The organism is Sphingobium rhizovicinum (genome assembly GCF_042647625.1).
Lineage (GTDB): Bacteria > Pseudomonadota > Alphaproteobacteria > Sphingomonadales > Sphingomonadaceae > Sphingobium > Sphingobium rhizovicinum.
The window spans coordinates 1,540,486-1,562,134 of record NZ_JBHRVU010000004.1 but is presented as its reverse complement, the minus strand read 5'-3'; the positions used below and the strand labels follow the sequence as shown (position 1 = coordinate 1,562,134).

The 21,649-nt window shown below is 63.2% G+C and carries 20 protein-coding genes; 12 read left to right on the top strand and 8 right to left on the bottom strand.

The features are described from left to right. Nucleotides 1–36: 36 nt before the first annotated feature. Nucleotides 37–957, bottom strand: coding sequence for a LysR substrate-binding domain-containing protein (locus ACFOKF_RS08855; protein ID WP_380795120.1), 921 nt, complete (start codon nt 955–957; stop codon nt 37–39). Between the two features lie 134 nt (nt 958–1,091). On the opposite strand from ACFOKF_RS08855, the gene ACFOKF_RS08850 reads away from it, so the two are divergent. From ACFOKF_RS08850 to ACFOKF_RS08825, 6 genes are all read left to right on the top strand, one after another. Next, nucleotides 1,092–1,262, top strand: a complete 171-nt coding sequence (locus tag ACFOKF_RS08850) for a hypothetical protein (RefSeq protein ID WP_380795118.1) — start codon at nt 1,092–1,094, stop codon at nt 1,260–1,262. 63 nt (nt 1,263–1,325) lie between these two features. Then, the gene (gene otsB / locus ACFOKF_RS08845) at nt 1,326–2,081 is read left to right on the top strand and encodes a trehalose-phosphatase (protein ID WP_380795116.1); all 756 of its coding nucleotides are present in this window, start codon (nt 1,326–1,328) and stop codon (nt 2,079–2,081) included. A 101-nt stretch (nt 2,082–2,182) separates the two neighbouring features. Beyond that, complete coding sequence (locus tag ACFOKF_RS08840; RefSeq protein WP_380797724.1) at nt 2,183–3,952, top strand: glycoside hydrolase family 15 protein; 1,770 nt, start codon at nt 2,183–2,185, stop codon at nt 3,950–3,952. Continuing rightward, complete coding sequence (gene otsA / locus ACFOKF_RS08835) at nt 3,949–5,355, top strand: alpha,alpha-trehalose-phosphate synthase (UDP-forming) (RefSeq protein ID WP_380795113.1); 1,407 nt, start codon at nt 3,949–3,951, stop codon at nt 5,353–5,355. Before ACFOKF_RS08840 ends, otsA begins: the two co-directional genes overlap by 4 nt. A gap of 31 nt (nt 5,356–5,386) precedes the next feature. Further along, the gene (locus ACFOKF_RS08830; protein WP_298395098.1) at nt 5,387–5,521 is read left to right on the top strand and encodes a hypothetical protein; all 135 of its coding nucleotides are present in this window, start codon (nt 5,387–5,389) and stop codon (nt 5,519–5,521) included. A 98-nt stretch (nt 5,522–5,619) separates the two neighbouring features. Then, entirely contained in the window at nt 5,620–6,912 is a 1,293-nt protein-coding gene (locus ACFOKF_RS08825; RefSeq protein ID WP_380795111.1) for an aminotransferase class V-fold PLP-dependent enzyme, read from the top strand. Nucleotides 6,913–6,915: 3 nt separating this feature from the next. Here the strand turns inward: ACFOKF_RS08825 and ACFOKF_RS08820 are convergent, their stop codons facing one another. Then, nucleotides 6,916–7,335, bottom strand: a complete 420-nt coding sequence (locus tag ACFOKF_RS08820) for a hypothetical protein (RefSeq protein ID WP_380795109.1) — start codon at nt 7,333–7,335, stop codon at nt 6,916–6,918. 119 nt (nt 7,336–7,454) lie between these two features. Between ACFOKF_RS08820 and ACFOKF_RS08815 the strand changes: the two genes are divergently transcribed. Together ACFOKF_RS08815 and purC are read left to right on the top strand one after the other, a co-directional pair. Further along, nucleotides 7,455–10,064 (top strand): M10 family metallopeptidase C-terminal domain-containing protein, encoded by a 2,610-nt coding sequence (locus ACFOKF_RS08815; RefSeq protein ID WP_380795107.1) that lies wholly within the window; start codon nt 7,455–7,457, stop codon nt 10,062–10,064. A gap of 191 nt (nt 10,065–10,255) precedes the next feature. Next, nucleotides 10,256–11,038, top strand: coding sequence for a phosphoribosylaminoimidazolesuccinocarboxamide synthase (gene purC / locus ACFOKF_RS08810; RefSeq protein WP_004207352.1), 783 nt, complete (start codon nt 10,256–10,258; stop codon nt 11,036–11,038). 200 nt (nt 11,039–11,238) lie between these two features. Here the strand turns inward: purC and ACFOKF_RS08805 are convergent, their stop codons facing one another. Next, nucleotides 11,239–11,991 (bottom strand): sulfite exporter TauE/SafE family protein, encoded by a 753-nt coding sequence (locus tag ACFOKF_RS08805; protein ID WP_380795105.1) that lies wholly within the window; start codon nt 11,989–11,991, stop codon nt 11,239–11,241. Between the two features lie 577 nt (nt 11,992–12,568). Here ACFOKF_RS08805 and purS point away from each other — a divergent pair. Together purS and purQ are read left to right on the top strand one after the other, a co-directional pair. Beyond that, a complete protein-coding gene (gene purS, locus ACFOKF_RS08800) occupies nt 12,569–12,802 on the top strand; it encodes a phosphoribosylformylglycinamidine synthase subunit PurS (RefSeq protein ID WP_093012502.1) in 234 nt (77 codons plus the stop codon). A gap of 1 nt (nt 12,803) precedes the next feature. Further along, on the top strand, nt 12,804–13,478 hold the full coding sequence (purQ, locus tag ACFOKF_RS08795; RefSeq protein ID WP_380795102.1) for a phosphoribosylformylglycinamidine synthase subunit PurQ: 675 nt from the start codon (nt 12,804–12,806) through the stop codon (nt 13,476–13,478). Between the two features lie 137 nt (nt 13,479–13,615). Here purQ and ACFOKF_RS08790 read toward each other — a convergent pair whose 3' ends face one another. The 4 genes from ACFOKF_RS08790 to wecB form a co-directional block, all read right to left on the bottom strand. Next, nucleotides 13,616–15,772: a GumC family protein gene (locus ACFOKF_RS08790; protein ID WP_380795099.1), complete on the bottom strand. Its 2,157-nt coding sequence runs from the start codon at nt 15,770–15,772 to the stop codon at nt 13,616–13,618. Then, nucleotides 15,772–16,479: a polysaccharide biosynthesis/export family protein gene (locus ACFOKF_RS08785; RefSeq protein ID WP_380795096.1), complete on the bottom strand. Its 708-nt coding sequence runs from the start codon at nt 16,477–16,479 to the stop codon at nt 15,772–15,774. The genes ACFOKF_RS08790 and ACFOKF_RS08785 overlap by 1 nt, the downstream gene beginning before the upstream one ends. Nucleotides 16,480–16,581: 102 nt before the next feature. Further along, the gene (gene wecC, locus ACFOKF_RS08780; RefSeq protein ID WP_380795093.1) at nt 16,582–17,877 is read right to left on the bottom strand and encodes a UDP-N-acetyl-D-mannosamine dehydrogenase; all 1,296 of its coding nucleotides are present in this window, start codon (nt 17,875–17,877) and stop codon (nt 16,582–16,584) included. Between the two features lie 95 nt (nt 17,878–17,972). Beyond that, nucleotides 17,973–19,088: a non-hydrolyzing UDP-N-acetylglucosamine 2-epimerase gene (wecB, locus tag ACFOKF_RS08775; RefSeq protein ID WP_380795090.1), complete on the bottom strand. Its 1,116-nt coding sequence runs from the start codon at nt 19,086–19,088 to the stop codon at nt 17,973–17,975. A gap of 164 nt (nt 19,089–19,252) precedes the next feature. Here wecB and ACFOKF_RS08770 point away from each other — a divergent pair, with 164 nt between their 5' ends. Both ACFOKF_RS08770 and ACFOKF_RS08765 read left to right on the top strand, forming a co-directional pair. Further along, a complete protein-coding gene (locus tag ACFOKF_RS08770; protein WP_380795087.1) occupies nt 19,253–20,566 on the top strand; it encodes a UDP-glucose dehydrogenase family protein in 1,314 nt (437 codons plus the stop codon). Continuing rightward, entirely contained in the window at nt 20,563–20,688 is a 126-nt protein-coding gene (locus ACFOKF_RS08765; protein WP_380795085.1) for a hypothetical protein, read from the top strand. The genes ACFOKF_RS08770 and ACFOKF_RS08765 overlap by 4 nt, the downstream gene beginning before the upstream one ends. 7 nt (nt 20,689–20,695) lie before the next feature. Here ACFOKF_RS08765 and ACFOKF_RS08760 read toward each other — a convergent pair whose 3' ends face one another. Then, nucleotides 20,696–21,556, bottom strand: coding sequence for an ABC transporter permease (locus ACFOKF_RS08760; RefSeq protein ID WP_380795083.1), 861 nt, complete (start codon nt 21,554–21,556; stop codon nt 20,696–20,698). Nucleotides 21,557–21,649 lie beyond the last annotated feature (93 nt).

Below are 21,649 nucleotides of genomic sequence, written 5' to 3'. Positions count from 1 at the left end.
CTCATCAAATATGCGCATGAATATACGCATGGCGCATCATCGAGGCAAGTAGCGCCCTTCATGGTCGGCCGCGATCTCGGCGGCGAATTCCGCGCTGATCCAGTCGCGAAACGCCTTGATCTTGGGCGTGTTGCGGGCGTGCGGCGGATAGACGATCCAGTAGCTGGCGATTTCCCGGACATAGGAGGGCATGGCCTCCACCAGCAGGCCGGCCTCCACTTCCGTCTTCCAAAGGAAATGATTGAGGATCGCGATCCCCTGCCCCGCAATCGCCGTGCGTCCCTCCATCACCTGACTGTCGAGCGCGATGCCGGGCGGGCCGTCCGCCGGATCGGCCTCCACGCCCATCGCGGCGAACCATTCATGCCACCACATATCATCGGGCGACAGGCGCGGCAGAGCATGAAGCGCATGCGCATCGGCAATCGGCCCATGCCGGTCCAGCCAGGCCGGGCTGCACATGGGCACCAGCCGATTATGGGTCAGCAGCTTCGCCTCCAGCCCCGGCCAGTCGCCCTTGCCCCCGCGAATGGCGAGGTCAACGCCGTCGCGGGCCAGATCGACCACCGCATCCTCCGCCTGGATGCGCACGGCCAGATGCGGGTGGCGCATCTGGAACGCCCCGATCCTGGGCGCCAGCCAGAGATGGGCGAAGCTGTTGGTGCAACTGATCGACAGCACCGCCGAATGATCCTGCGTCAGGGCGGCGAACCCGTCGCGCATCAGGTCGAAGGCGCGGGTCAGCACCGGCGCAATTTCCCGCCCCTTTTCGGTCAGCGCAACCTTGCGCCCGATGCGCTGGAACAGGCTGATGCCCAGCCGTTCCTCCAATAGCTTCACCTGATAACTGACGGCCGCTTGGGTCATCCCCAGTTCCTGCGCGGCGGCGGTGAAATTTTCCAGCCGGGCTGCAGTTTCGAACACGCGGATGGCGGACAGGGGCGGCAGGCTGGACATGCCCCAAAACATAAGCTGCCCTTATTTATGACGTCCAGCCTTTTGTTGGCGCGACGGCGGCGGATGGGGCACTAGCCGGTCTGCGGACAATCGCACCGCTCTTTTGTCACCGACTCATAGAAAAGGACCGCATCATGCGCGACGAATATGACGACCGGCTGTGGAATGACGGCCGCGAGCAAACCAATCAGGGAATCGACCATCTGATCGCCGGGATCATGCAGGCGTTTCGCGCCCTGCATCGCGCCCAGTGGACATCGCCCTGGACCGACAAGCCAGCCGGCGACCCCGCCTGCCGATGCTAGGAAATTGCTGCAATTGCGAGATGGGGGGTTGCGGTTTCGTCCTGAGACGCCACTCTTAAGGGCGTGACCAACACCCTTCTCTCCCCCATCGCCCTGCCCGCTCCGCCCATCGACCTGCTGACCGGCGCGGCGCTTTTCCTGGATTTTGACGGCACGCTGGCGCCGCTGGCCGACACGCCCGATGCTGTCGTGGTCGATGCCGACTTGCTGGCCACGCTGACCTGCCTGCGCGACAGGCTGAACGGGCGGCTGGCGATCGTCAGCGGCCGATCGGTGGCGACTTTGTGCGATCTGGGCTTTGGCGATTTCCTGCTGTCGGGCACCCATGGGCTGGAGTTCGCCCGGCCCGGCGAAGCGATCGACACGCCGCCGCGCCTGCCCGCGATCGACGCGGTCGAGGCCGCCTTCAATGCCTTCGCCAGCGACAAGCCGGGCGTGCTGGTCGAACGCAAATCGATCAGCGTTGGCCTGCATTTTCGCGGTGCCCCCCAGTGGGAGGAGGATGCCGCCGATCTGGCCAAGCATCTGGCGCGTCAGCACGACCTGACCGTGCAACAGGGCAAGATGCTGTATGAACTGCGCCCCGGCGGCGCGGACAAGGGCAGCGCGGTGCGCCGGCTGATGCAGAGCGCGCCCATGGCGGGCGGCGTTCCCGTCTTCATCGGCGACGATGTGACTGATGAGGAAGGCTTTGCCGTCGCGGTCGAACTGGGCGGCGCAGGCATCCTCGTGGGATCGCCCCGCCCCACATTGGCGACATTCTCTTTGGAACAGGTTGCCGCCGTCAGGCATTATCTGGCGCAGGGGACCGCCGGATAATTTCCGGCGCCCCTTATGGCGACCAAGAAAGGGGCAGACCGATCCAAGAGCCAAATCCTTCAATCCATGCCGGAAACGAGCGCAATCTCGACCTCTGGCCGATCGGCAATTGCCAGGCTTCCGCGCTGATCGATCGCGCCGGCCGCATGGTGTGGGCCTGCGTTCCGCGCGTCGATGGCGATCCCGTCTTTTCCGCGCTGCTGGACGACAAGGGCTGGGACGACAGCCAGTCGCGCGGTTTCTGGGCGATCGAACTGGAAAATTGCGTCGCGGTCGAACAACATTATATCCGCAACACGCCCATATTGGTCACGCGCCAGAGCGATGCGCAGGGCAATGCGATCGAAACCTATGATTTCTGCCCGCGCCACCGGCATAAAGGGCGCATGTACCGCCCCGTCGCCTTCATCCGCATCGTGCGGCCCGTGGCAGGCAGCCCGCGCATCCGCGTCAAATTCCGCCCGACGACCAACTGGAATGGCGAAAAGGTGCCGATCAGCTACGGCTCCAACCATATCCGCATCATCCTGTCCTATATGGCTATGCGCGTGTCGACCAATGCGCCGATCGGCCTGATCAGCCAGGAAAGCTGGTTCCGGCTGGAAGCCGACATGCATTTTTTCATGGGACCGGACGAAGGCTTTTCCGACGCCCTGCGCCCCGCGATCGAGCGGATGCTGGACGACACGATCAACGAATGGCAGCTGTGGGTGCGCGGCCTCGCCATCCCCGCCGAATGGCAGGAAGCCGTCATCCGATCCGCCATCACGCTCAAACTCTGCCAGCATGAGGAAACGGGCGCGATCGTCGCCGCGCTGACGACCTCCGTCCCCGAACATGCCGACAGCGGACGCAACTGGGATTATCGCTACTGCTGGGTGCGCGACGCTTATTATACGGTGGAGGCGCTCAACCGGCTGGGCGCGCTCGACGTGCTGGAAACCTACCTCGTCTATCTGCGCAACATCGTGGATGGCGCAAAGGGCGGGCATATCCAGCCGCTCTATGATGTGCGCGGCAATGCGACGCTGCATGAGTGGGAGGCGGAAAGCCTGCCCGGTTATCGGGGCATGGGTCCGGTGCGCGTGGGCAATGCCGCCTATGAACAGATACAGCATGACGCCTATGGCCAGATCGTGCTGTCCTCGGTTCAGGGCTTCATCGACCAGCGGCTGCTGCGCATGGCGGGCCATGCCGATTTCGAAGCGCTGGAGGCGGTGGGCGAACGCGCCTGGCAGGTCTATGATCAGCCTGACGCGGGCCTGTGGGAATTGCGCACCCGCGCCCATGTGCACAGCTACAGCGCGGTCATGTGCTGGGCGGCGTGCGATCGCCTCGCCCATGCGGCCACTGCGCTCGACCTGCCGGTGCGCGCGATCCACTGGCAAAACCGCGCCGATACGATGCGCACGCGCATCCTCGACATGGCATGGCGGCAAGACAGCCAGGCCATCTCCGCCAATTTTGAGGATGATTCGCGCGACGCATCGCTGCTTCAGTTGCTCGACATGCGCTTCCTCAAAGCCGACGATCCGATGTTCCTGGGCACGCTGGCCGCGCTGGAGGCGGACCTGCGCCGGGGCAATGACATGCTGCGCTACAGCGCGCCCGACGATTTTGGCGAACCCGTCACCGCCTTCAATGTCTGCACATTCTGGCTGATCGAAGCGCTGCACCGCACCGGCCGGACGGAGGAAGCACGCACCTTGTTCGAAGAAATGCTGTCCCGCCGCACCGCCGCGGGCCTGCTCTCCGAAGATATAGACCCCGTCACCGGGGAATTGTGGGGGAACTATCCCCAGACCTACTCATTGGTCGGCATCATCAACTGCGCCGTCTTGCTGAGCAAACCGTGGAGCGCCATGCGATGAGCCGTCTGATCGTCATTTCCAATCGGGTCAGCAGACCCAGCAAGACCGGCAATCAGGGCGGGCTTGCCGTCGCCTTGTCGCAAGCGCTGCGGGAAAGCCGGGGCATCTGGGTCGGCTGGTCGGGGGAAACGACCGACAATTTCACCGGCCATATCGGCTTTGCGGAGGATGAAGGGGTCAAGACCGCGACGATCGACCTGGAAGAGCAGGACGTCGACGAATATTATAATGGCTATGCCAACAAGACGCTGTGGCCGCTGTTCCATTTCCGCATCGACCTGGCCGAATATGCGCGCGATTTCGAGGGCGGCTATAACCGCGTCAACCAGCGTTTCGCCGACACCGCCAGTCCGCTGATCGAGCCGGAAGACGTCATCTGGGTCCATGATTACCATATGATCCCGCTGGGCCAGATGCTGCGCGACCGGGGGCTGAAGAACCGGATGGGCTTCTTCCTCCACATCCCATGGCCGCCCACGCGCCTGCTGGTGTCGCTGCCCCATCACACCAAACTGGTCAGCACCCTGTTCGCTTATGATGTGATTGGCTTTCATACGGAGGAATGGCTCGAATCCTTCCGTCACTATGTCGAAAAGGAGATGAACGGCACGGTTGACGGCGATTATGTGACCGTGGGCGATCGCACCATTCAGGCCGTCGCCTGCCCGATCGGCATCAATGCGCAGGATTTCAAGGATGCCGCCATCAGCGCAACAGCCGATGAGATGGGCGAACTGGTGCGCGCGTCGCTCCAGAACCGCACCATGATCGTCGGCGTCGACCGGCTGGACTACAGCAAGGGGCTGGAGGAGCGGTTCAACGGCTATGGCCGTTTCCTGAAGGATCATCCCGAACAGCATCGCAAGGTCGTGCTGACCCAGATCGCGCCGCCATCACGCGGGGAAGTGGAAAGCTATCAGCAGATCCGCGCGACGCTGGACGCCATCGCCGGGCGCATGAACGGCGAATATAGCGATGTCGACTGGACCCCGATCCGCTACGTCAATCAGGGCTATCCGCGCGACAAGCTGGCCGGCATCTATCGCGCGGCCAAGATCGGCCTCGTCACGCCGCTGCGCGACGGGATGAACCTGGTGGCGAAGGAATATGTCGCGGCGCAGGATCCTGCTGATCCGGGCGTGCTGATCCTCTCCCGTTTCGCCGGGGCGGCAATGCAGTTGAAGGACGCGCTGCTGATCAACCCCTACAGCCCCGAAGAAATGTCCGACGCGATCAACCGCGCGCTCGCCATGCCGCTGGATGAACGCAAGCGGCGCTGGCGGGCGATGATGGACAGCGTGGAGCAGCAGGACATCAGCTGGTGGCGGCAATGTTTCACCGGCCGGCTGATGGCGGTCAATCGGGAAAACGCCCCGCCCGAAGAAGCCGAACCCGCCGGTTGAGCATTCGCCCCCCGCACGCTAATCGGGCGATATGCATAGCGACGACGAAGATGAACCGACCGGCCTGATCGCCGCCATCCGCGCCCGATCCGGAGTAATTCTTGGCGTGATCGGGCTGATCGGCTGGTGCGCAATGGTCTGGTTCATGTTCGGCGACGTCCTGTAAGGCGCAACAGGCCTGCGGATTTCGGGCCGAGTATCGTTATTTCCATGGCAAATATCTGTCGGACCATTTTATGTCCGCTTTTGCCTGAGAGGTGTCCGATGCTCGACCGCCGTTCCTTCCTTGGCAGCGCGGCCGCCATGTCCGCCGTCACGCCCGTCAGCGCGCAGGCGCTGGCCCCCATTTCACTGACCAGCGTCCCGCTGCCCGCCGCCAGCCTGCGCGACACAAATCCCGATGCCTATTGGAAGGCGCTGCGCGCGCAGTTCCTGATCCCCGACGATGTCGTGAACCTGAATGTCGGCACGGTCGGCTCATCCCCGCGGCCGGTGCTCAAGGCCATTTTCGACGGGTTCGAAACGACCGAGCAAATGACGCAAGCCGGATCGGAGGAGTATCCGATCTGGGGCTATGGCAGCTGGGACCAATATCGCAAACCCTTCGCCGACTTCATGGGCGCGAAGGTCGAACAGATGGCGATCCTGCGCAACTGCACGGAGGCGAACAGCTATGTCGCCAACGGCTTCGACATGAAGGTCGGCGACGAAGTGCTGATCAGCGACGAGGAGCATGGATCGGGCGAAATGCCCTGGATGCTCCGGTCCCGCCGTTATGGCGTGGTGGTGAAGACATTCGCCATGCCCAAACCGCCCAGGGATGCCGCCGAAATCCTGAACCGCATCAACGACGCGATCACGCCGAAAACGCGGATCATCTTTGTCAGCCATATCAGCACATCGACCGGAGTCATTCTACCCGCCAAGCAGATTGCGGCGCTCGCCCGGTCGAAGGGGATCATATCGGCATTTGACGGCGCCCATGCCCCGGGCATGATAAAGGTCGATCTCAATGACATAGGCTGCGATCTTTATACCGGATCGATGCATAAATGGCTGTTCGCGACCAAGGGCACCGGCTTCCTTTATCTGCGCGACAAGAGCGTGATGGACCGGGTGTGGAACACGGTCGCCACCGGCGGTTATGACGACCCCACCCGCATGGCCGACCGTTATATGCAAATCGGCTCGTCCTGCATCCCGACGCTGATGGGCCTCAATGCCGCGATCGACTTCGCCAACGCCATCGGCATGGACCGGATCGAGGCTCGAAACCGCATGCTCACCGACTATATCCATGCCGAAATGACGAAGCGCGGCGCGGAAAGCTGGACATCGCCCGATCCGGCGCTGCGCGGCGCGATCGCCACGGTCAATGTGCCAGGCGTCCAGCGCATGGAATTGCAGGACTGGCTATGGACCAACCACAAGGTCCGCATCCGCGGCGGCAACCCCAGCAAGCTGCGCCTCGCCACCCCCTATTTTCTCAGCAAGGCCGACATCGACCGCTTCCTCAGCCTGTTCGACGATTATCGCAAAATGAAAGGGATCAGCTGATTTTCAGCGAGAAAAACCGAACTTTTTCATAAGCTCGGCGCGCGTCGCGATTTCCGGCGCCGCGCCGCGCATCGTCTTCACATGCTCATAGACGCCGGGGCGAATTTCCCGCCACCAGGGCAGATCGACGGCGGCGTTGGATTGCAGATGCCGCAGATAATCATCCAGGCCAGCAAAGCTCTTGCCCCGCGCATAGGGCAATCCGGCGACCATAGACTTGCCTTTCCTGTTGCTGCCGGGCGCCCCAACCGCCGCCCCTTCCTTTACGGAATGGGCGATTGTTTCGCCACGCCAATGAAAATCCATGGGAGAAGACAAGAGGGCGAGCAGCATCAGCATGATACGAAGCATGTCAGATATTTGGTAAATGGTCCATTGACTTAAATAGAAATCATGCTCTGTTGCGATCCGGGCGGGGGCCAAAGCGAGTAATCGTTAGCAGGGGAATTGTCACGATGGCCAAACATCTATCGACACATTCAGCAGATCAGTTCGCGGTATTCGGTTGCGCATGCGCCGGTTGCTCGGGCGCTTCTACTTCATTGCAGAAACATGTCGGCAGCACCGCCGGCGCGGATATTATAACCCTTGTCAGCCATAATGCGGCGCAGATCAAGGACAGCGCGGTGCAGGCGCCGCCTTCCGAAGTCCTTCTCGACGGCACGATCACCGGCACCGAAACGGACTTTTACAGCTATAATCTGGTCGCAGGACAGACCTATATGTTCTCGCTGCGCGGCACGGGGGCCGACGCATTGGGCGACACCCTACTGCTGCTGTACGACAATAGCGGCGACCTCATCACGTTGGACGATGACGGCGGCGACGGGGTCAATTCGCTGCTGACCTATACCGCCACCTATTCGGGCACCCATTATATCGGCGCAGGGGCCTATCCCGGCTCGGGCCTGACCGGCACCTATACGCTCGACGCCATCCTCCAGCCGGCGACCGATGTCGTTAGCGACACGTTCGAAGACGCCGTATCGCTCAACGTCAACGGCGTCACCTTCGGCTTTATCGACGAAGGCACCGGCCCCTATGGCGGCGCGTATAGCGAAGTCGACACCTACAAGGTCGAAGTTGAAGCCGGCAAGCTCTACACCATCGAACTGTCGGGCGGCGCAGACTATGACTCGTCCTATCTGTCCCTGCCAGCCGGTGAAATCGATCCGGTCATGGCCATCTATGACGGCAATGGCGATCTGGTCGCATCGGCTGACGACATCAACTTCTCGGGCGGCGACCTGAGCGCCAAGGTTACGTTCCTGGCGCAGGAAAGCGGCACCTATTATGTTGACGCGTTCAGCTGGGCCCCCTGGACCGGCGGCTACACGCTGACCACGTCGGAAGTTGACCTGGCCGATGTCAGTCCGCTCGATTCCATCGACTGGGTGAATGCGAACGACGTGCCGTTCGTGGACGTCAACGGCACGCCCACCGCCTATGTCTATTTCGGCGACTCGGACGAGAATTTCAATCAGACCGCGGACGACGGATCGCCGATGATCACGTTCGACTGGAATGAGTATGAAAAGGGCCAGGTGATGGAGGCCCTTGAAGAATATGAAAAGGTGATCGGCACCAATTACGAGATCACGACCGACGTCAATCAGGCCACCTTCCGCCTGCTCAAGGCCGAATCGGCTGAATATGGCGCCTATTTCTTCCCGCAGGATCCGGGCTATGGCGCGGATCAGGGCGTAGGCGTGTTCAACATCCTGAGCGGCGGCTGGAGCGCCGGGCAGCAGCAGAGCCTGGAGCGCGGCGGCTATGCCTTCGCCGTGGTGCTGCATGAATTTGGCCATGCTCATGGTCTGGCGCATCCGCATGACAATGGCGGCGGCTCCGACATCATGCTGGGCGTGGCCGGATCGACCGGCTCCTATGGCCTCTATAATCTGAACCAGGGCGTCTACACCGTGATGTCCTATAACGACGCTTGGGATTTCCATCCCGACGGCCCGTCCCCCTATAATCTGGCCGGCGTGGACAATGGCTGGTCGGGATCGCTCAGCGCGTTCGACATCGCCCAGTTGCAGAGCCGCTATGGCGCCAGCGACTATAACACCGGCAACACCACCTATTATCTGACCGATGTGGTGGACGACGCCTTCTACCAGACCATCTGGGACACCGGCGGCAAGGACACCATTGCCTATAGCGGCAGCATGAACGCCACGATCGATCTGACCGCGGCGACGCTGGATTATTCGCCCACCGGCGGCGGCATGATCTCCTATCTCGACTCGCCGGGCGCGGGCCTGCTGCGCGGCGGCTACACCATCGCCAACGGCGTGGTGATCGAAAACGCCACCGGCGGATCGGGCAACGACACGCTGGTCGGTAATGACGCGCGCAACGTGCTGACCGGCAATGCCGGCAACGACGTGCTGATCGGCGGCGAAGGCCATGACACGCTGATCGGCGGCGCCGGCAAGGATACGGCCGTCTTCACCCATGACATCGCAGACTATTATTTCCTGCGCGAACAGGGCGGCGCCATCCGGGTCATCGACCGGGCTGACGACCGCGACGGCAATGATCTGACCACCGGCATCGAACTGTTCCAGTTTGCCGATGGCACGCTGACCGCAGCCCAGCTCAATCCGACCAACATGGTGCGCGGCACCGCCGGCAATGACTCGCTGCGCGGCGTCAACATCCTGGAAAACCGCTATGAAGGCGGGCTGGGCGACGATGTCATCTATGGCAGCAGCAACAACGACATGCTGTTCGGCAATGGCGGCAACGACCAGTATCGTGGCGGACTGGGCGCTGACCAGTTCCACTTCCGCGGCAATGAGATTGACGGCGCATCCGATATGGATCGCCTGTACGACCTCAAATTTGCCGAGGGCGATGAACTGATGCTTGCCGCCTTTGCCGATGGCACCTTCTTCGACACCGAACATGTCAATGCCTACAACAACGGCAAGAACGCCATCATCGGTTCGCTGGAAGGCCTGTTCGAGGCGGACATGGCGTCCGATCTCTTCACCGTGTCGCGCGCGACGCCCTATAATAACAATCTGCTCGTGCGGATCGAAAATGATGACACGGGCCAGATCCAGGATCTGCTCATTTCCAACATGTGGTCCAGCTATGCGGCGGCGAACCAGATCGATCTGGCCACCGGCGTCATCGCCTGATCCCCATCCCTGTCGATGAAGAAGGGGGGAGCCGCCATGGCTCTCCCCTTCTTCCATCCTGACGCGGAAGAATTGCACCCCTGCCCAACTTGTTCTATGGGCCGCCTTCAGCAGCCCCGGCACCCGCTGATCTTTTCCGATTCGCGTTTGCCGGGGCGCATTGTTTTTGTGACAAAAAGACAGGAACGCGCATGGCCCGTCGCCGCCAGATCTACGAAGGCAAGGCAAAGATCCTTTACGAAGGCCCCGAGCCGGGCACGATCATCCAATATTTCAAGGATGACGCCACCGCCTTCAACGCGCAGAAGAAGGGCACGATTTCCGGCAAGGGCGTGCTCAACAACCGCATCTCCGAGCATATCTTCACCCTGCTCGGCCAGATCGGCGTGCCGACCCACTTCATCCGCCGCCTCAACATGCGCGAACAGCTGGTTCGTCAGGTCGAGATCGTGCCGATCGAAGTCGTCGTGCGCAATGTCGCCGCCGGATCGCTCAGCAAGAAGCTGGGCATCGAGGAAGGTACACAGCTGCCCCGCACGCTGATCGAATATTGCTACAAGGATGATGCGCTGGGCGACCCGCTGATTTCCGAAGAGCATATCGCCTGCTTCGGCTGGGCCACGCAGGAAGAGATGCACGACATCGCCGACATGGCGATCCGCATCAACGATTTCATGTGCGGCCTCTTCGCCGGCATCGGCATCCGCCTGATCGATTTCAAGCTGGAATTCGGCCGCCTTTATGACGGCGATTACAGCCGCATCATCCTGGCCGACGAAATCAGCCCTGATGGTTGCCGCCTTTGGGACATGGCCACCAACGAGAAGCTGGACAAGGACCGTTTCCGCCGCGACCTGGGCGGCGAAGTGGAAGCCTATCAGGAAGTGGCGCGCCGTCTGGGCCTGCTGCCCGAGGGTCTCGACACCACCGTCCTCGATCTCGACACGCATCGCAAGAAGCGCGAGAAGGACTGAGCATTTTCGAAGCAGATGGCATCATCTGCTGGCTCGGAAAATGCGGAAAACAAAAGATAAAGATAGAAAGGCCGGCCACAGCGCCGGCCTTTTTTTTCATGCGCTGAACGCCGTTCGTTTCGAGCGTGTCGAGAAACGCTGGCACTGCCCTATCCGCTTCTCGACTTCGCTCGAAGCGAACGGAGGTGGGTGGCTTTGGCTCACGCCATCAGCGCATCGACCAGCAGCTTCAGCCCTAGCAACACCATCAGCACATAGATAAGCGTATAGAAACGCGCCGCATCGACCCGGCGGACCAGCGCCACCCCGGCAAAGGTCGCCACGATCGCCACCGGCGCCAGCATCGCCGTCGCCATCAGATTGGCGCGGGTGAATTGGCCCAGCGCGGCATAGGCCGGCACCTTCATCCAGTTCATCGCGGCAAAGGCGACGGCGGTTGTCCCCACCAGCATGTCGCGCGGCAGCTTGCGCGGCAGCACCCACATCTGAAAAGGCGGCGACCCGGCATGGGCGATCTGGCTGGTAAAGCCGCTGCCGATACCGAAGAGGAAGCCCACCCAGTCGGGCAAACTGGACGGCAGCACGATCGCCCCGCCCCGCTCGACCCACAGCCGTTGCAGCCCGAACAGAATGGATATGACGCCCAGCGCGCCCAGCACCGTGCTTTCGGGCACCTGCGCCGCAAACAGATAGCCCAGCCCCACGCCCACCGCCATGCCGGGCAGCATGACCATCAGCACATGCCCGTCCCAGCTTTTGCGGAACGCCCAGACGCTGACGGCGTCCTGAAGGATCAGGATGGGCAGCAGGATCGCCGCCCCGCGCACCGGATCGACACCTAGCGCCATGATCGGCATCGCCAGCGCCCCCAACCCCGCAAAGCCGCCCTTGGCAAGGCCGGAAATGACAACCGCGATGACCGCGCAGAGAATGTAGAGAAGGTCTGAATGCATGGGGAGGACTTAGGGGATGCGCGGGCGGGTGGGAATGGGGGAGTTGGGTGGATTGCGGACTGGCTGCTTTCAGTTCGACGCTCAAATATGTGGTCATCCCAGCGAAGGCTGGGATCTCAGGCAGGCGCACGCTGCATAAACAGATAGCGCAAGACGGCTTACCTCTTTTGCTACCGCCCGAGATCCCAGCCTTCGCTGGGATGACGGCTATTGGGTAGGCGAAAATAGCCGCCGCATGTCTGACTTTGGTCGCCCGCCGCCACGGCGCGCCCTGTCCTACCCCTGCATTTCTCCCCATAATCCCACCCCAATCCTCTCCATCCTCAGCGCCCCAGACTTTCCGATAGGATCAGGCCGGCGCAACAGAATGTCCCATTTGGCGGGAAATGTGCGAAGTTAAGCGATGCAGATGCCGTTGCCCTACCCAACTCCCTTCCCTTTTCCCCAATGATCGCCCGAAGCCCCCTTGACCGTCATAATGGCTTGCCTCCACGCGCCGCCGCGCCTAGGGGGTGCGGCAACTGCATCATCCCGCGCATGAGGCGCGGCATTTGTCGATTCCAAGGAGTCCACGCCCATGAAAGCCCGCATTTTCGTCACCCTCAAGGGCGGTGTCCTCGATCCGCAGGGTCGGGCGATCCAGCATGCGCTGGGCGGTCTGGGCTTTGACGGCGTCAATGACGTGCGCGCCGGCAAGCTCATTGAACTGGACCTGGCCGACGGCACCAGCGACGAGGACATCGACGCCATGTGCCGCAAGCTGCTGGCCAACACGGTGATCGAAAATTATCGCATCGAGAAGGTCGCCTGACATGAAGAGCGCCGTCATCGTCTTTCCGGGCAGCAATTGCGACCGCGACCTGGCGGTGGCGTTCGAGGCTGCGACCGGAGCCAAGCCCGCCATGATCTGGCACCGGGACACCGAATTGCCCGACGACATCGACCTGATCGGCGTGCCGGGCGGCTTTTCCTATGGCGACTATCTGCGTTCCGGCGCGATGGCTGCCCGCTCTCCGGTGATGCAGGCGGTGGCGAAGGCCGCCGATCGTGGCGCCTATGTGCTGGGCATCTGCAACGGCTTTCAGGTGTTGACCGAAAGCGGCCTGTTGCCCGGCGCGCTGCTGCGCAATGCCGGCGGCCATTTCGTGTGCCGCGACGTCGCCCTGACGGTCGAAAATGCCCAGAGCGCCTTCACCAGCCGCTATGAAGCGGGCGAGGCGATCCGCTATCCGGTCGCCCATCATGACGGCAATTATTTCGCCGACGATGCGACGCTGGACCGGCTGGAAGGCGAAGGCCGCGTCGCGCTGCGCTATGCGGAGAGCGTCAATGGATCGGCCCGCAACATCGCCGGCATCCTCAACGAAGCGGGCAATGTGCTGGGCATGATGCCTCACCCCGAACGCGTGATCGAGGCCGCCCATGGCGCGACCGACGGCAAGCGCCTGTTCGAGGGTCTGGTCGAGGGACTGCTGGCGCGGGCCTGAACCTGCCGGCACATCGCCATAAAAAAGAGCGCCTCCAAATCGGATGGCGCTCTTTTTTGTGCCTAGCCTGCGCCTTATTTGCCCGACAAAAGAACAGGCCTTCGACAGGCTCAGGCCGAACGGACGAGAGGGTCACCTCACCCGCCCCGGTGATAGTCATATTCCAGCGCGCGGCCCTGTTGCTTGGTCAGGATGGCGCCGATGATGACGCCCCCGGCCCGGCGCAACCGCTCGACCGATGCGCGCAGCCCGCCATGATGGTTGCGGCCCCATTCGACCACCATCAGGCTGGCCTGCACCCGCGCGCCCAACAATGGCGTATCGCCCAGCCCCAGGATCGGCGGCGCGTCGATCAGGATCGTGTCATAGTCCTCGCGCACCGCCGCCAGCAGCGTGTCCAGCGCCGGCGTCGCGAGCAATTCGGTCGGATTGGGCGGCACCGCGCCACAGGGCAGCAGCGATACGCCGTCGACCCCCGTGGGAATGATCGCGTCGGCGGGCTTCGCTTGCCCGGTCAGAACCTCGCTGATGCCCTTGCCCGGCGGCACGCGGAACAGGGCATGTTGCACCGGCCGGCGCATATCGCCGTCGATCACCAGCACCTTCTTGTCGAGGCCGGCCAGCGCCCGCGACAGGGCGTTGAGGGTCAGCGACTTGCCCTCCCCCTCCTGCGCGCTGGTGACGAGGATAGAGCGCGGCAGGCCGCCGGTCGACGCCAGCAACAGCGACCGCGCGATCGGCGTGAAGATTTCGGACGGCTGGGGATTGTCGCCCGTCACCGGCACCGCGCCCAGCAGCGGCAGGCCGACCCGCTCCGCCAGCGTATCGGCCGATGTCACCGCATCGTCGAAAATATGCCGCGCAACGACCAGCAACAGCCCCAGCAGCAACCCGCCCAGCGCAGCGAGGAACAACGTCTCGCCGACCTTTGGCGAGAAGGGCCGGGCCGGCACCGCCGCCCGATCAAGCGGCTGGATGCGCCCGGCCTGGAACCCGGCCTGCGACGCCATATCGCGATAACGCTGCAACAGGCTGTCGTGCAGCATGCGATAGGTATCGACCGACCGTTCATAGATCCCCATCTGCACATCGCGGCCGCGCGCCGCCTGCGCATCGCGCTCCAGCGCCGTGATTTCCGACCCGATCTGCTTTTCGCCATGAACGGCGACGTCATATTGTTCCTTCAGCGAAGCGCGGATGCGGTTCGCCATCTCTTCGGCCTGATCGTCCAGCGCCGCCAGACGCGCGCGCGCCTCGCGCATTTCAGGATGTGCGTCCTTGCGGAACTGCCGTTCCTCGACCAGCGCGGCGCGGGCCTGCGCCCGCTCGGTCATCAGCGCCTGCATCGCGCCGTTGTTCAGCACTTCCGGCAGGGTTTCGGCGCTGGCGCGGCGCGCGCTTTCCCAGCGTTTCTGCGCAGCGATCCGGTCCGACACCGCCTGCGCGCGGAAGCCGTTAAGCTGCGCCAATCGTGTTTCGATCGATCCTTCGGATGGCGCGAATTTGGGTTCTTCCGGCTTGGTTTCCTGCGCCCCGCCTTCCTTGGTCACGCCGGCCTTGTCCGCATCGGCGGCAGGCTCCACTGGCACGCCGCCCGAACGCGCGGCATAGACCGCCAGATCGCGCTCCGCCCGCGACAGATCGCGCCGGGCGCCGTCAAGTTCGCCCAGCAGGAAACGCCGGGCCTGCACGCCCGATTCAAAGCCGCGCTTCAGGTCCGACCGGATCAGGCTGTCGGCATAGCCATTGGCGACCCGCGCCGACAAGGCCGGGTCGGCGCTGACGAAGCTGATGCGGATGACCCGCGACTTGCCGGGCAGTTGCACTTCCAGATGGTCGCGCAGCAAGGCGATAACCGCCTCCTGCTCCACCTGCCGCTGACTAAGGCCGCCCGCCCCATCCTTGGGCCGGCTGACGCCCATGCCGTTGAAGAAGGTCGGCGTGCCGACCAGCGCCAGGCTGCGCGCCACTTCCTCGGCCAGCGCCCGGCTGCGCAGCACTTCCAGTTCGGTTTGCATCACCGTTTCAATGTCATCGGTCGCGGGGCGCGGCGTGCCGGTTCCGGCGGCTCCCGCCGGCAGATCCTCCACCTCGACCGAAGCGGTCGCGCGATAATCCGGCGTCGACAACAAAATATAGAGCAGGGCCGCCAGCAGACACAGCGCCATGGTGACGAACAGGATGACGCGATGACGCCGCAATATTGCCCAATAGCTGCGCGTGGTCCGCGCCAGCTTTGCGCCCGCGCCCTCGACTTCCGCGCCGTCAACAGGATCGGTCAGCGTTGCGGCCATCAATGATCTCCGTCCAGCGCGATGAAGCCTGCCGCCAGCGCCGGCACCGCGATCAGCGCGCCGCCAAGGATCGCCTTGGCGCGCGACAGGCCGACGATCACCTGATCGCCGGGCAGAATTTCAGGGTCGGGGGCTTCCCCCTTGCGAATGGCGGCCAGATCGAAACGGGCGGCCTGCCGCTGGCCTTCAATCTGGCGCACGACCACGACCTGCCCCAGTCCGGCAAGCCGTGTCGGCCCCTTGCCCAGCAACACCGCCTGCGACAGGGTCAGCCGGCCGTCGATCGGATAAAGGCCCGGCTCCCGCACCTCGCCATCCAGCGCGATGCGCCGGCCAACGGCTTTCTTCACGAACACAGTGACTTGCGGCGACACCAGATAGCGTTCGCCCAGCCGCCCGGCGATGACATCGGCCGCCTCGCCGGCGGTCAGACCGGCGACCGGCACATCGCCGACCAAGGGCATGCGCACCATACCGGCGGCGGTGATCTGCGCATCTTCCTGCGACAGGCCGGGTTCATGATAAATCTGGATGCGCAGCACATCGTCGGGCGACAGGCGATAGTCCATGCCGATGGCGGGTGGCGGGGGAATGGCGACATAGGCCGCCTCGCCGCGCGGCGCATCCTCCACCGTCGCGCAGGCGCACAGCCCTGCGCAGGCCATCATTGCAACCAAGGATCGGCTGATGCTGTTGCGGCGCTTCATCCGCCTTTCGCCCCCGTCTTAACCCGTTCAGGGCCGGGGGTTAGCGACGCGGCGAAAGGATGGCAACCATGGGCGGGCCGGTTTGCGGTCGCCCGAAAATGGTCAGACGGCGACGCGGTTCGGCGCGGCCTGCGCAATGCGACGGGGCTGATCGGGCCAGATTCCCCGCGTGTCATACACAGCCTTGTCGGCGCGTTCGTCGACGGGGACAGATTTGAACATGTCATGATCGACAAGAATGACGAACACGCCACATTGTTCCAGAGCCGTATCGAGATCGATCAATTCCGCGCCTGTTCCGGCAAATTCCATCGGCAGTTCCTGCGCATAGGGTTCGACCAGCTTGACCCGGCGGCCATAGCGGCGGGCAAGGCGCGCAGCGACTTTCACCGCCGGGCTTTCGCGGAAATCGTCGATATTCGCCTTGAAGGCTAGACCGAGGCAGGCGACGTCCTCACCGGCAAATTCATCGATCAGATCGGATGCCCTGGCGACGACATAATCGGTCTTGCCGTCATTCACTTCACGCGCGGTGCGGATGATGCGGGCATTTTCGGGATCGCCATGCACGATGAACCAGGGGTCGACCGCGATGCAATGACCGCCAACGCCGGGACCGGGCGACAGGATGTTGACGCGCGGATGGCGGTTGGCGAGGCGGATCACCTCCCACACATCGATATCCATATTCTCCGCGATCACCGACAACTCATTGGCGAAGGCGATATTGACGTCGCGGAAGCTGTTTTCGACAAGCTTCACCATCTCGGCCGCGCGGGCGGTGGTGGTGATGCAGGCGCCCCGCACGAACTGGCGATAAAAGCCCAGCGCCTTGCGCGCGCAGCGCGGCGTGATGCCGCCGATGCAGCGATCATTGTCGATCAGTTCGACAAGGATGCGGCCGGGCAGAACGCGCTCAGGGCAATAGGCGATGGCGATGTCGCCCTGCACGCCCTTGCCGGGCATTTTCAGGTCCGGACGCAGTTCCGCCATGACATCGCGCATCGCTTCGGTCGTGCCGACGGGCGACGTGGATTCCAGGATCACCGTGTCGCCGGCCTTGAGCACCGGCGCGACGGTCTTGGCCGCTTTCAGGACATAGCTGATGTCGGGCGCGCGATCTTCCGCCACCGGGGTCGGCACCGCAATAATGAAGACGTCGCTTTGCTCGACGGTGAGGCTGGCGCGCAGATTACCGCGTGCGACAACGCCCTGCACCAGACCGTCGAGATCGACTTCCTCGATATGGACGCGGCCCGAATTGACCGTCTCCACCACATGGGCGGAAACATCCACGCCGACCACCTGACATCCCCCGCGCGCAATCAGCGCGGCGGTGGGCAGGCCGATATAGCCGAGGCCGATGACGGAAACCTTCTGCTTGGCGTCGACAGGCATGGGGCGGGCAATCCTTGTGAAACGGTCAGTCGGGCATAGTCATGCCGGGAAATGCTGAATATTTCGGAAATGATGATGCGATCGAAGAAAGCCGGTCAGGATTGCCCGGCGATCACGGCCGCAATGCGCTGCGCTGAAAGGCCATCGCCAAAGGGATTATGCGCGCGCGCCATCGCGTCATAGGCATGCTGATCGTCCAGCAGCGCCAGCACTTCACGCACGATCAGCGCGCGATCGGTGCCGACCAGCTTGGCCGTGCCGGCTTCAACGCCTTCGGGCCGCTCGGTCGTTTCGCGCATCACCAGCACTGGCTTGCCGAGCGAGGGCGCTTCCTCCTGCACCCCGCCGCTGTCAGTCAGGACCAGATGGCACATGTCAAGCAGGCGCACAAAATGGGGATAGTCGAGCGGTTCGATCATCGCGACATTGGGCAGGGCGCCCAGCACCGCATCCATCACCGGGCGCACATTGGGATTGGGATGGACCGGGAAGATCACCGCCACATCGGGCCGCGCGGCAATATCCGCGATCGAGCGCGCGATCGCCTCCATCCCGCCGCCGAAATTCTCGCGCCGATGGCTGGTGACGGCGACGATCCGCTTGCCTGCAAAACGGACGGCCAGATCATCCAGACCGCTTGCCAGCGACGGATCGGCCAATACCCGGTCGCGCGTCGCCAGCAGCGCATCGATCACCGTGTTGCCGGTGATGTGGATGCCGGCGGCGTCGCGATTTTCGCGCAACAGCGCATCGGCGGCGGCCTGCGTCGGCGCGAAATTCATGTCGGCGATGCAGGCGACGACGCGGCGGTTCACTTCTTCGGGCCAGGGATGATGAATGTCGCCGCTGCGCAGGCCGGCTTCGACATGAGCGACCGGAATCTTGCGATAATAGGCGGCAAGGCTGGCGACCATCGTGGTCAGCGTGTCGCCATGCACGACGATCCGGTCGGGTCGTTCCGCATCGAACGCCTTGCCCAGTTCAACGATCAGCTTCGCCGTCAGCCCGTCGAGCGTCTGGTTGGGCACCATCACGTCAAGGTCGATGTCGGGCGTGATGCCGGCAATCTCCAGCACCTGATCCAGCAGGCCGCGATGCTGCGCCGTCACGATGACCCGCGTCTCCACGCCCGCCTGCGCACGCAGCGCATGGATCACGGGAAACATCTTGATCGCTTCGGGACGAGTCCCGAACACCAGGGCTACCTTCAATGCTCTATCCTTCCTGTCATTGCCGCACGCCATGGCAGAAAATGGTAACCAGTCGCTGAACGTCCCATAAAGATCCACGCTGCAATGCAGCGAATTGTAATGACGCGAGACTATGCTAGACCATCGTCATTGGCATCATATCTTGGGATATTGGGGGCAAATCCATGAAAATCACGATGATCGGCACGGGTTATGTTGGACTTGTGTCCGGGGCCTGTTTTGCGGACTTTGGGCATGACGTGGTGTGCGTGGACAAGGATGCGGGGAAGATCGCATCGATCGAAGCGGGCAAGATGCCGATTTTCGAGCCGGGCCTTGATCAATTGGTGGGCAGCAATGCGGCGGCTGGCCGCCTGACCTTCACCACCGATCTGGCCGCCGGCGTCAAGGGCGCGGACGCGATCTTCATCGCGGTCGGCACGCCTTCCCGCCGGGGCGACGGCCATGCCGACCTGTCCTATGTCTATGCTGCGGCGCGGGAAATCGTCGAGGCGGTGGATGGCCCGACGGTGATCGTCACCAAATCGACCGTGCCGGTGGGCACCGGGGACGAGGTGGAGCGGATCGCCCGCGAACTGCGCCCGGATCTGGACATTCAGTGCGTGTCGAACCCGGAATTTCTGCGCGAAGGCGCGGCGATCGGCGATTTCAAGCGGCCCGACCGCGTGGTCGTGGGCACCACCGGCAGCGAACGCGCGATCGCAGTGATGGCGCAAATCTACCGTCCGCTCAGCCTCAATCAGGCGCCCCTGATGTTCACCGGCCGGCGCACGGCGGAACTGATCAAATATGCCGCCAATGCGTTTCTGGCGACCAAGATCACCTTCATCAATGAAATGGCGGACCTGTGCGAAGCGGTCGGCGCCGAAGTGCAGGATGTGTCGCGCGGCATCGGCCTCGACAACCGCATCGGCAGCAAATTCCTGCATGCAGGCCCCGGCTATGGCGGTTCCTGCTTCCCCAAGGATACGCTGGCGCTGGTGAAGACGGGGCAGGATTATGACGCGCCGATCCGCATCGTGGAGACGGTGGTGCAGGTCAACGACCTGCGCAAGCGGGCGATGGGCCGCAAGATCGTCAAGGCGCTGGGCGGCGACGCGCGGGGCAAGACGGTTGCGCTGCTGGGTCTGACCTTCAAGCCCAACACCGACGACATGCGCGACGCGCCCAGTCTGGCGATCGTGCAGGCGCTGGAGGATGCCGGTGCAAAGATCGTCGCCCATGACCCTGAAGGCATGGACGTGGCTGCGCCGATGATGCCGGGCGTCACCATGGCGAAGGACGCCTATGAAGCCGCCGCCGGAGCCGATGTGGCAGTGCTGGTGACGGAATGGGATGCGTTCCGCGCGCTCGACCTTAAGCGCCTGGCTGCATCCATGACCCAGCCCGTGCTGGTCGACCTGCGCAACATCTATCCCGTCGCCGAGGCCGAAGAAGCCGGCTTCACCATTACGCGCGTCGGGCAGAAGGCAGATTGAGACAGGCCGGACAGGAAGGGCGCAGCGACAGCGCCCTTCCCCACCTGCATCACTGGCTGCTGGCGGCCCTGTTGCTGTTCGTCCTGACGCAGACCGTGCCGGTCTTCGCCCTGTTCGTGTGACGGCGCGTCAGGCCTTGATCTTCCAGCCGCGCTTGAGCAGCGTGTAGCACAGCCCGCCCAAAAGCAGATTGAGGCCCAACAGCACGCTGCTGCCCACCACGACATTGGCGTCCGCCGCCGCGACGAAGCCATAGCGGAAGCCGGAGATGATATAGAAAAAGGGGTTGGCGTGGCTGATCCCCTGAAACAGCGGCGGCAGGCGATCGATTGAATAGAAAGTGCCCGACAGCAGGGCCAGCGGACCAATCACGAAATTGGTGATGGCCGCGCCATGATCGAACTTTTCCGCCCAGATCGACGTCAGCACGCCCAGAAAGGCGATGAAGCTGGTGCCGAGCAGGCCGAACCATACCACCGCCCACAGATGCGCCGGCGTCACATGCACGCCGGGCCACAGCGCCATTGCGCCCCACAGGGCAAAGCCGACCATGATCGCGCGCGTCATCGATGACGAAACCAGCGCGAACAGCAATTCCCCTACCGAAATGGGCGGCATCAGATAATCGACCAGCGTCCCCTGCACCTTCCCCACCATCAATGCGAAGCTGGCATTGGCGAAGCAGGCGTTGATCATGCCCATGACGATCAGGCCCGGCGCGATGAAGTCGGCAAAGTGCACCGCCTCCCCGCGCAGCAGCACGGTGCGGCCGCTGCCGCCCAGCGCGACGATGAAGATGATGAGGAACATCAGCGTCGTGATCGCCGGTGCCCACACGGTCTGGAGTTGCACCTTCATGAAGCGGCGCACCTCCTTGCGATAGAGCGCCCAGGTCCCGGCCCAGTTGACGTTGCGGATCTGCGGCACGCCCGGCTCGGCAAAAGGCGAGTCGAGCGGCGTGGCGGCGACAATTTTAGGCTGGTCGTTCATGACAGGATCGACTATCGGCTGGTCCGTTGTGCTGCAAGGGGTCAGGTCCAACGGATTTGAACCTGCGCGCCCCGCTTCCCATATAGGAAGCCA

Coding starts and splice junctions, on each gene's coding strand:
- ACFOKF_RS08855 (WP_380795120.1), bottom strand. CDS start 957: ATGTCCAGCCTGCCGCCCCTGTCCGCCATCCGCGTGTTCGAAACTGCA.
- ACFOKF_RS08850 (WP_380795118.1), top strand. CDS start 1,092: ATGCGCGACGAATATGACGACCGGCTGTGGAATGACGGCCGCGAGCAA.
- otsA (WP_380795113.1), top strand. CDS start 3,949: ATGAGCCGTCTGATCGTCATTTCCAATCGGGTCAGCAGACCCAGCAAG.
- ACFOKF_RS08830 (WP_298395098.1), top strand. CDS start 5,387: ATGCATAGCGACGACGAAGATGAACCGACCGGCCTGATCGCCGCCATC.
- ACFOKF_RS08825 (WP_380795111.1), top strand. CDS start 5,620: ATGCTCGACCGCCGTTCCTTCCTTGGCAGCGCGGCCGCCATGTCCGCC.
- purC (WP_004207352.1), top strand. CDS start 10,256: ATGGCCCGTCGCCGCCAGATCTACGAAGGCAAGGCAAAGATCCTTTAC.
- ACFOKF_RS08805 (WP_380795105.1), bottom strand. CDS start 11,991: ATGCATTCAGACCTTCTCTACATTCTCTGCGCGGTCATCGCGGTTGTC.
- purS (WP_093012502.1), top strand. CDS start 12,569: ATGAAAGCCCGCATTTTCGTCACCCTCAAGGGCGGTGTCCTCGATCCG.
- purQ (WP_380795102.1), top strand. CDS start 12,804: ATGAAGAGCGCCGTCATCGTCTTTCCGGGCAGCAATTGCGACCGCGAC.
- ACFOKF_RS08790 (WP_380795099.1), bottom strand. CDS start 15,772: ATGGCCGCAACGCTGACCGATCCTGTTGACGGCGCGGAAGTCGAGGGC.
- ACFOKF_RS08785 (WP_380795096.1), bottom strand. CDS start 16,479: ATGAAGCGCCGCAACAGCATCAGCCGATCCTTGGTTGCAATGATGGCC.
- wecC (WP_380795093.1), bottom strand. CDS start 17,877: ATGCCTGTCGACGCCAAGCAGAAGGTTTCCGTCATCGGCCTCGGCTAT.
- ACFOKF_RS08770 (WP_380795087.1), top strand. CDS start 19,253: ATGAAAATCACGATGATCGGCACGGGTTATGTTGGACTTGTGTCCGGG.
- ACFOKF_RS08760 (WP_380795083.1), bottom strand. CDS start 21,556: ATGAACGACCAGCCTAAAATTGTCGCCGCCACGCCGCTCGACTCGCCT.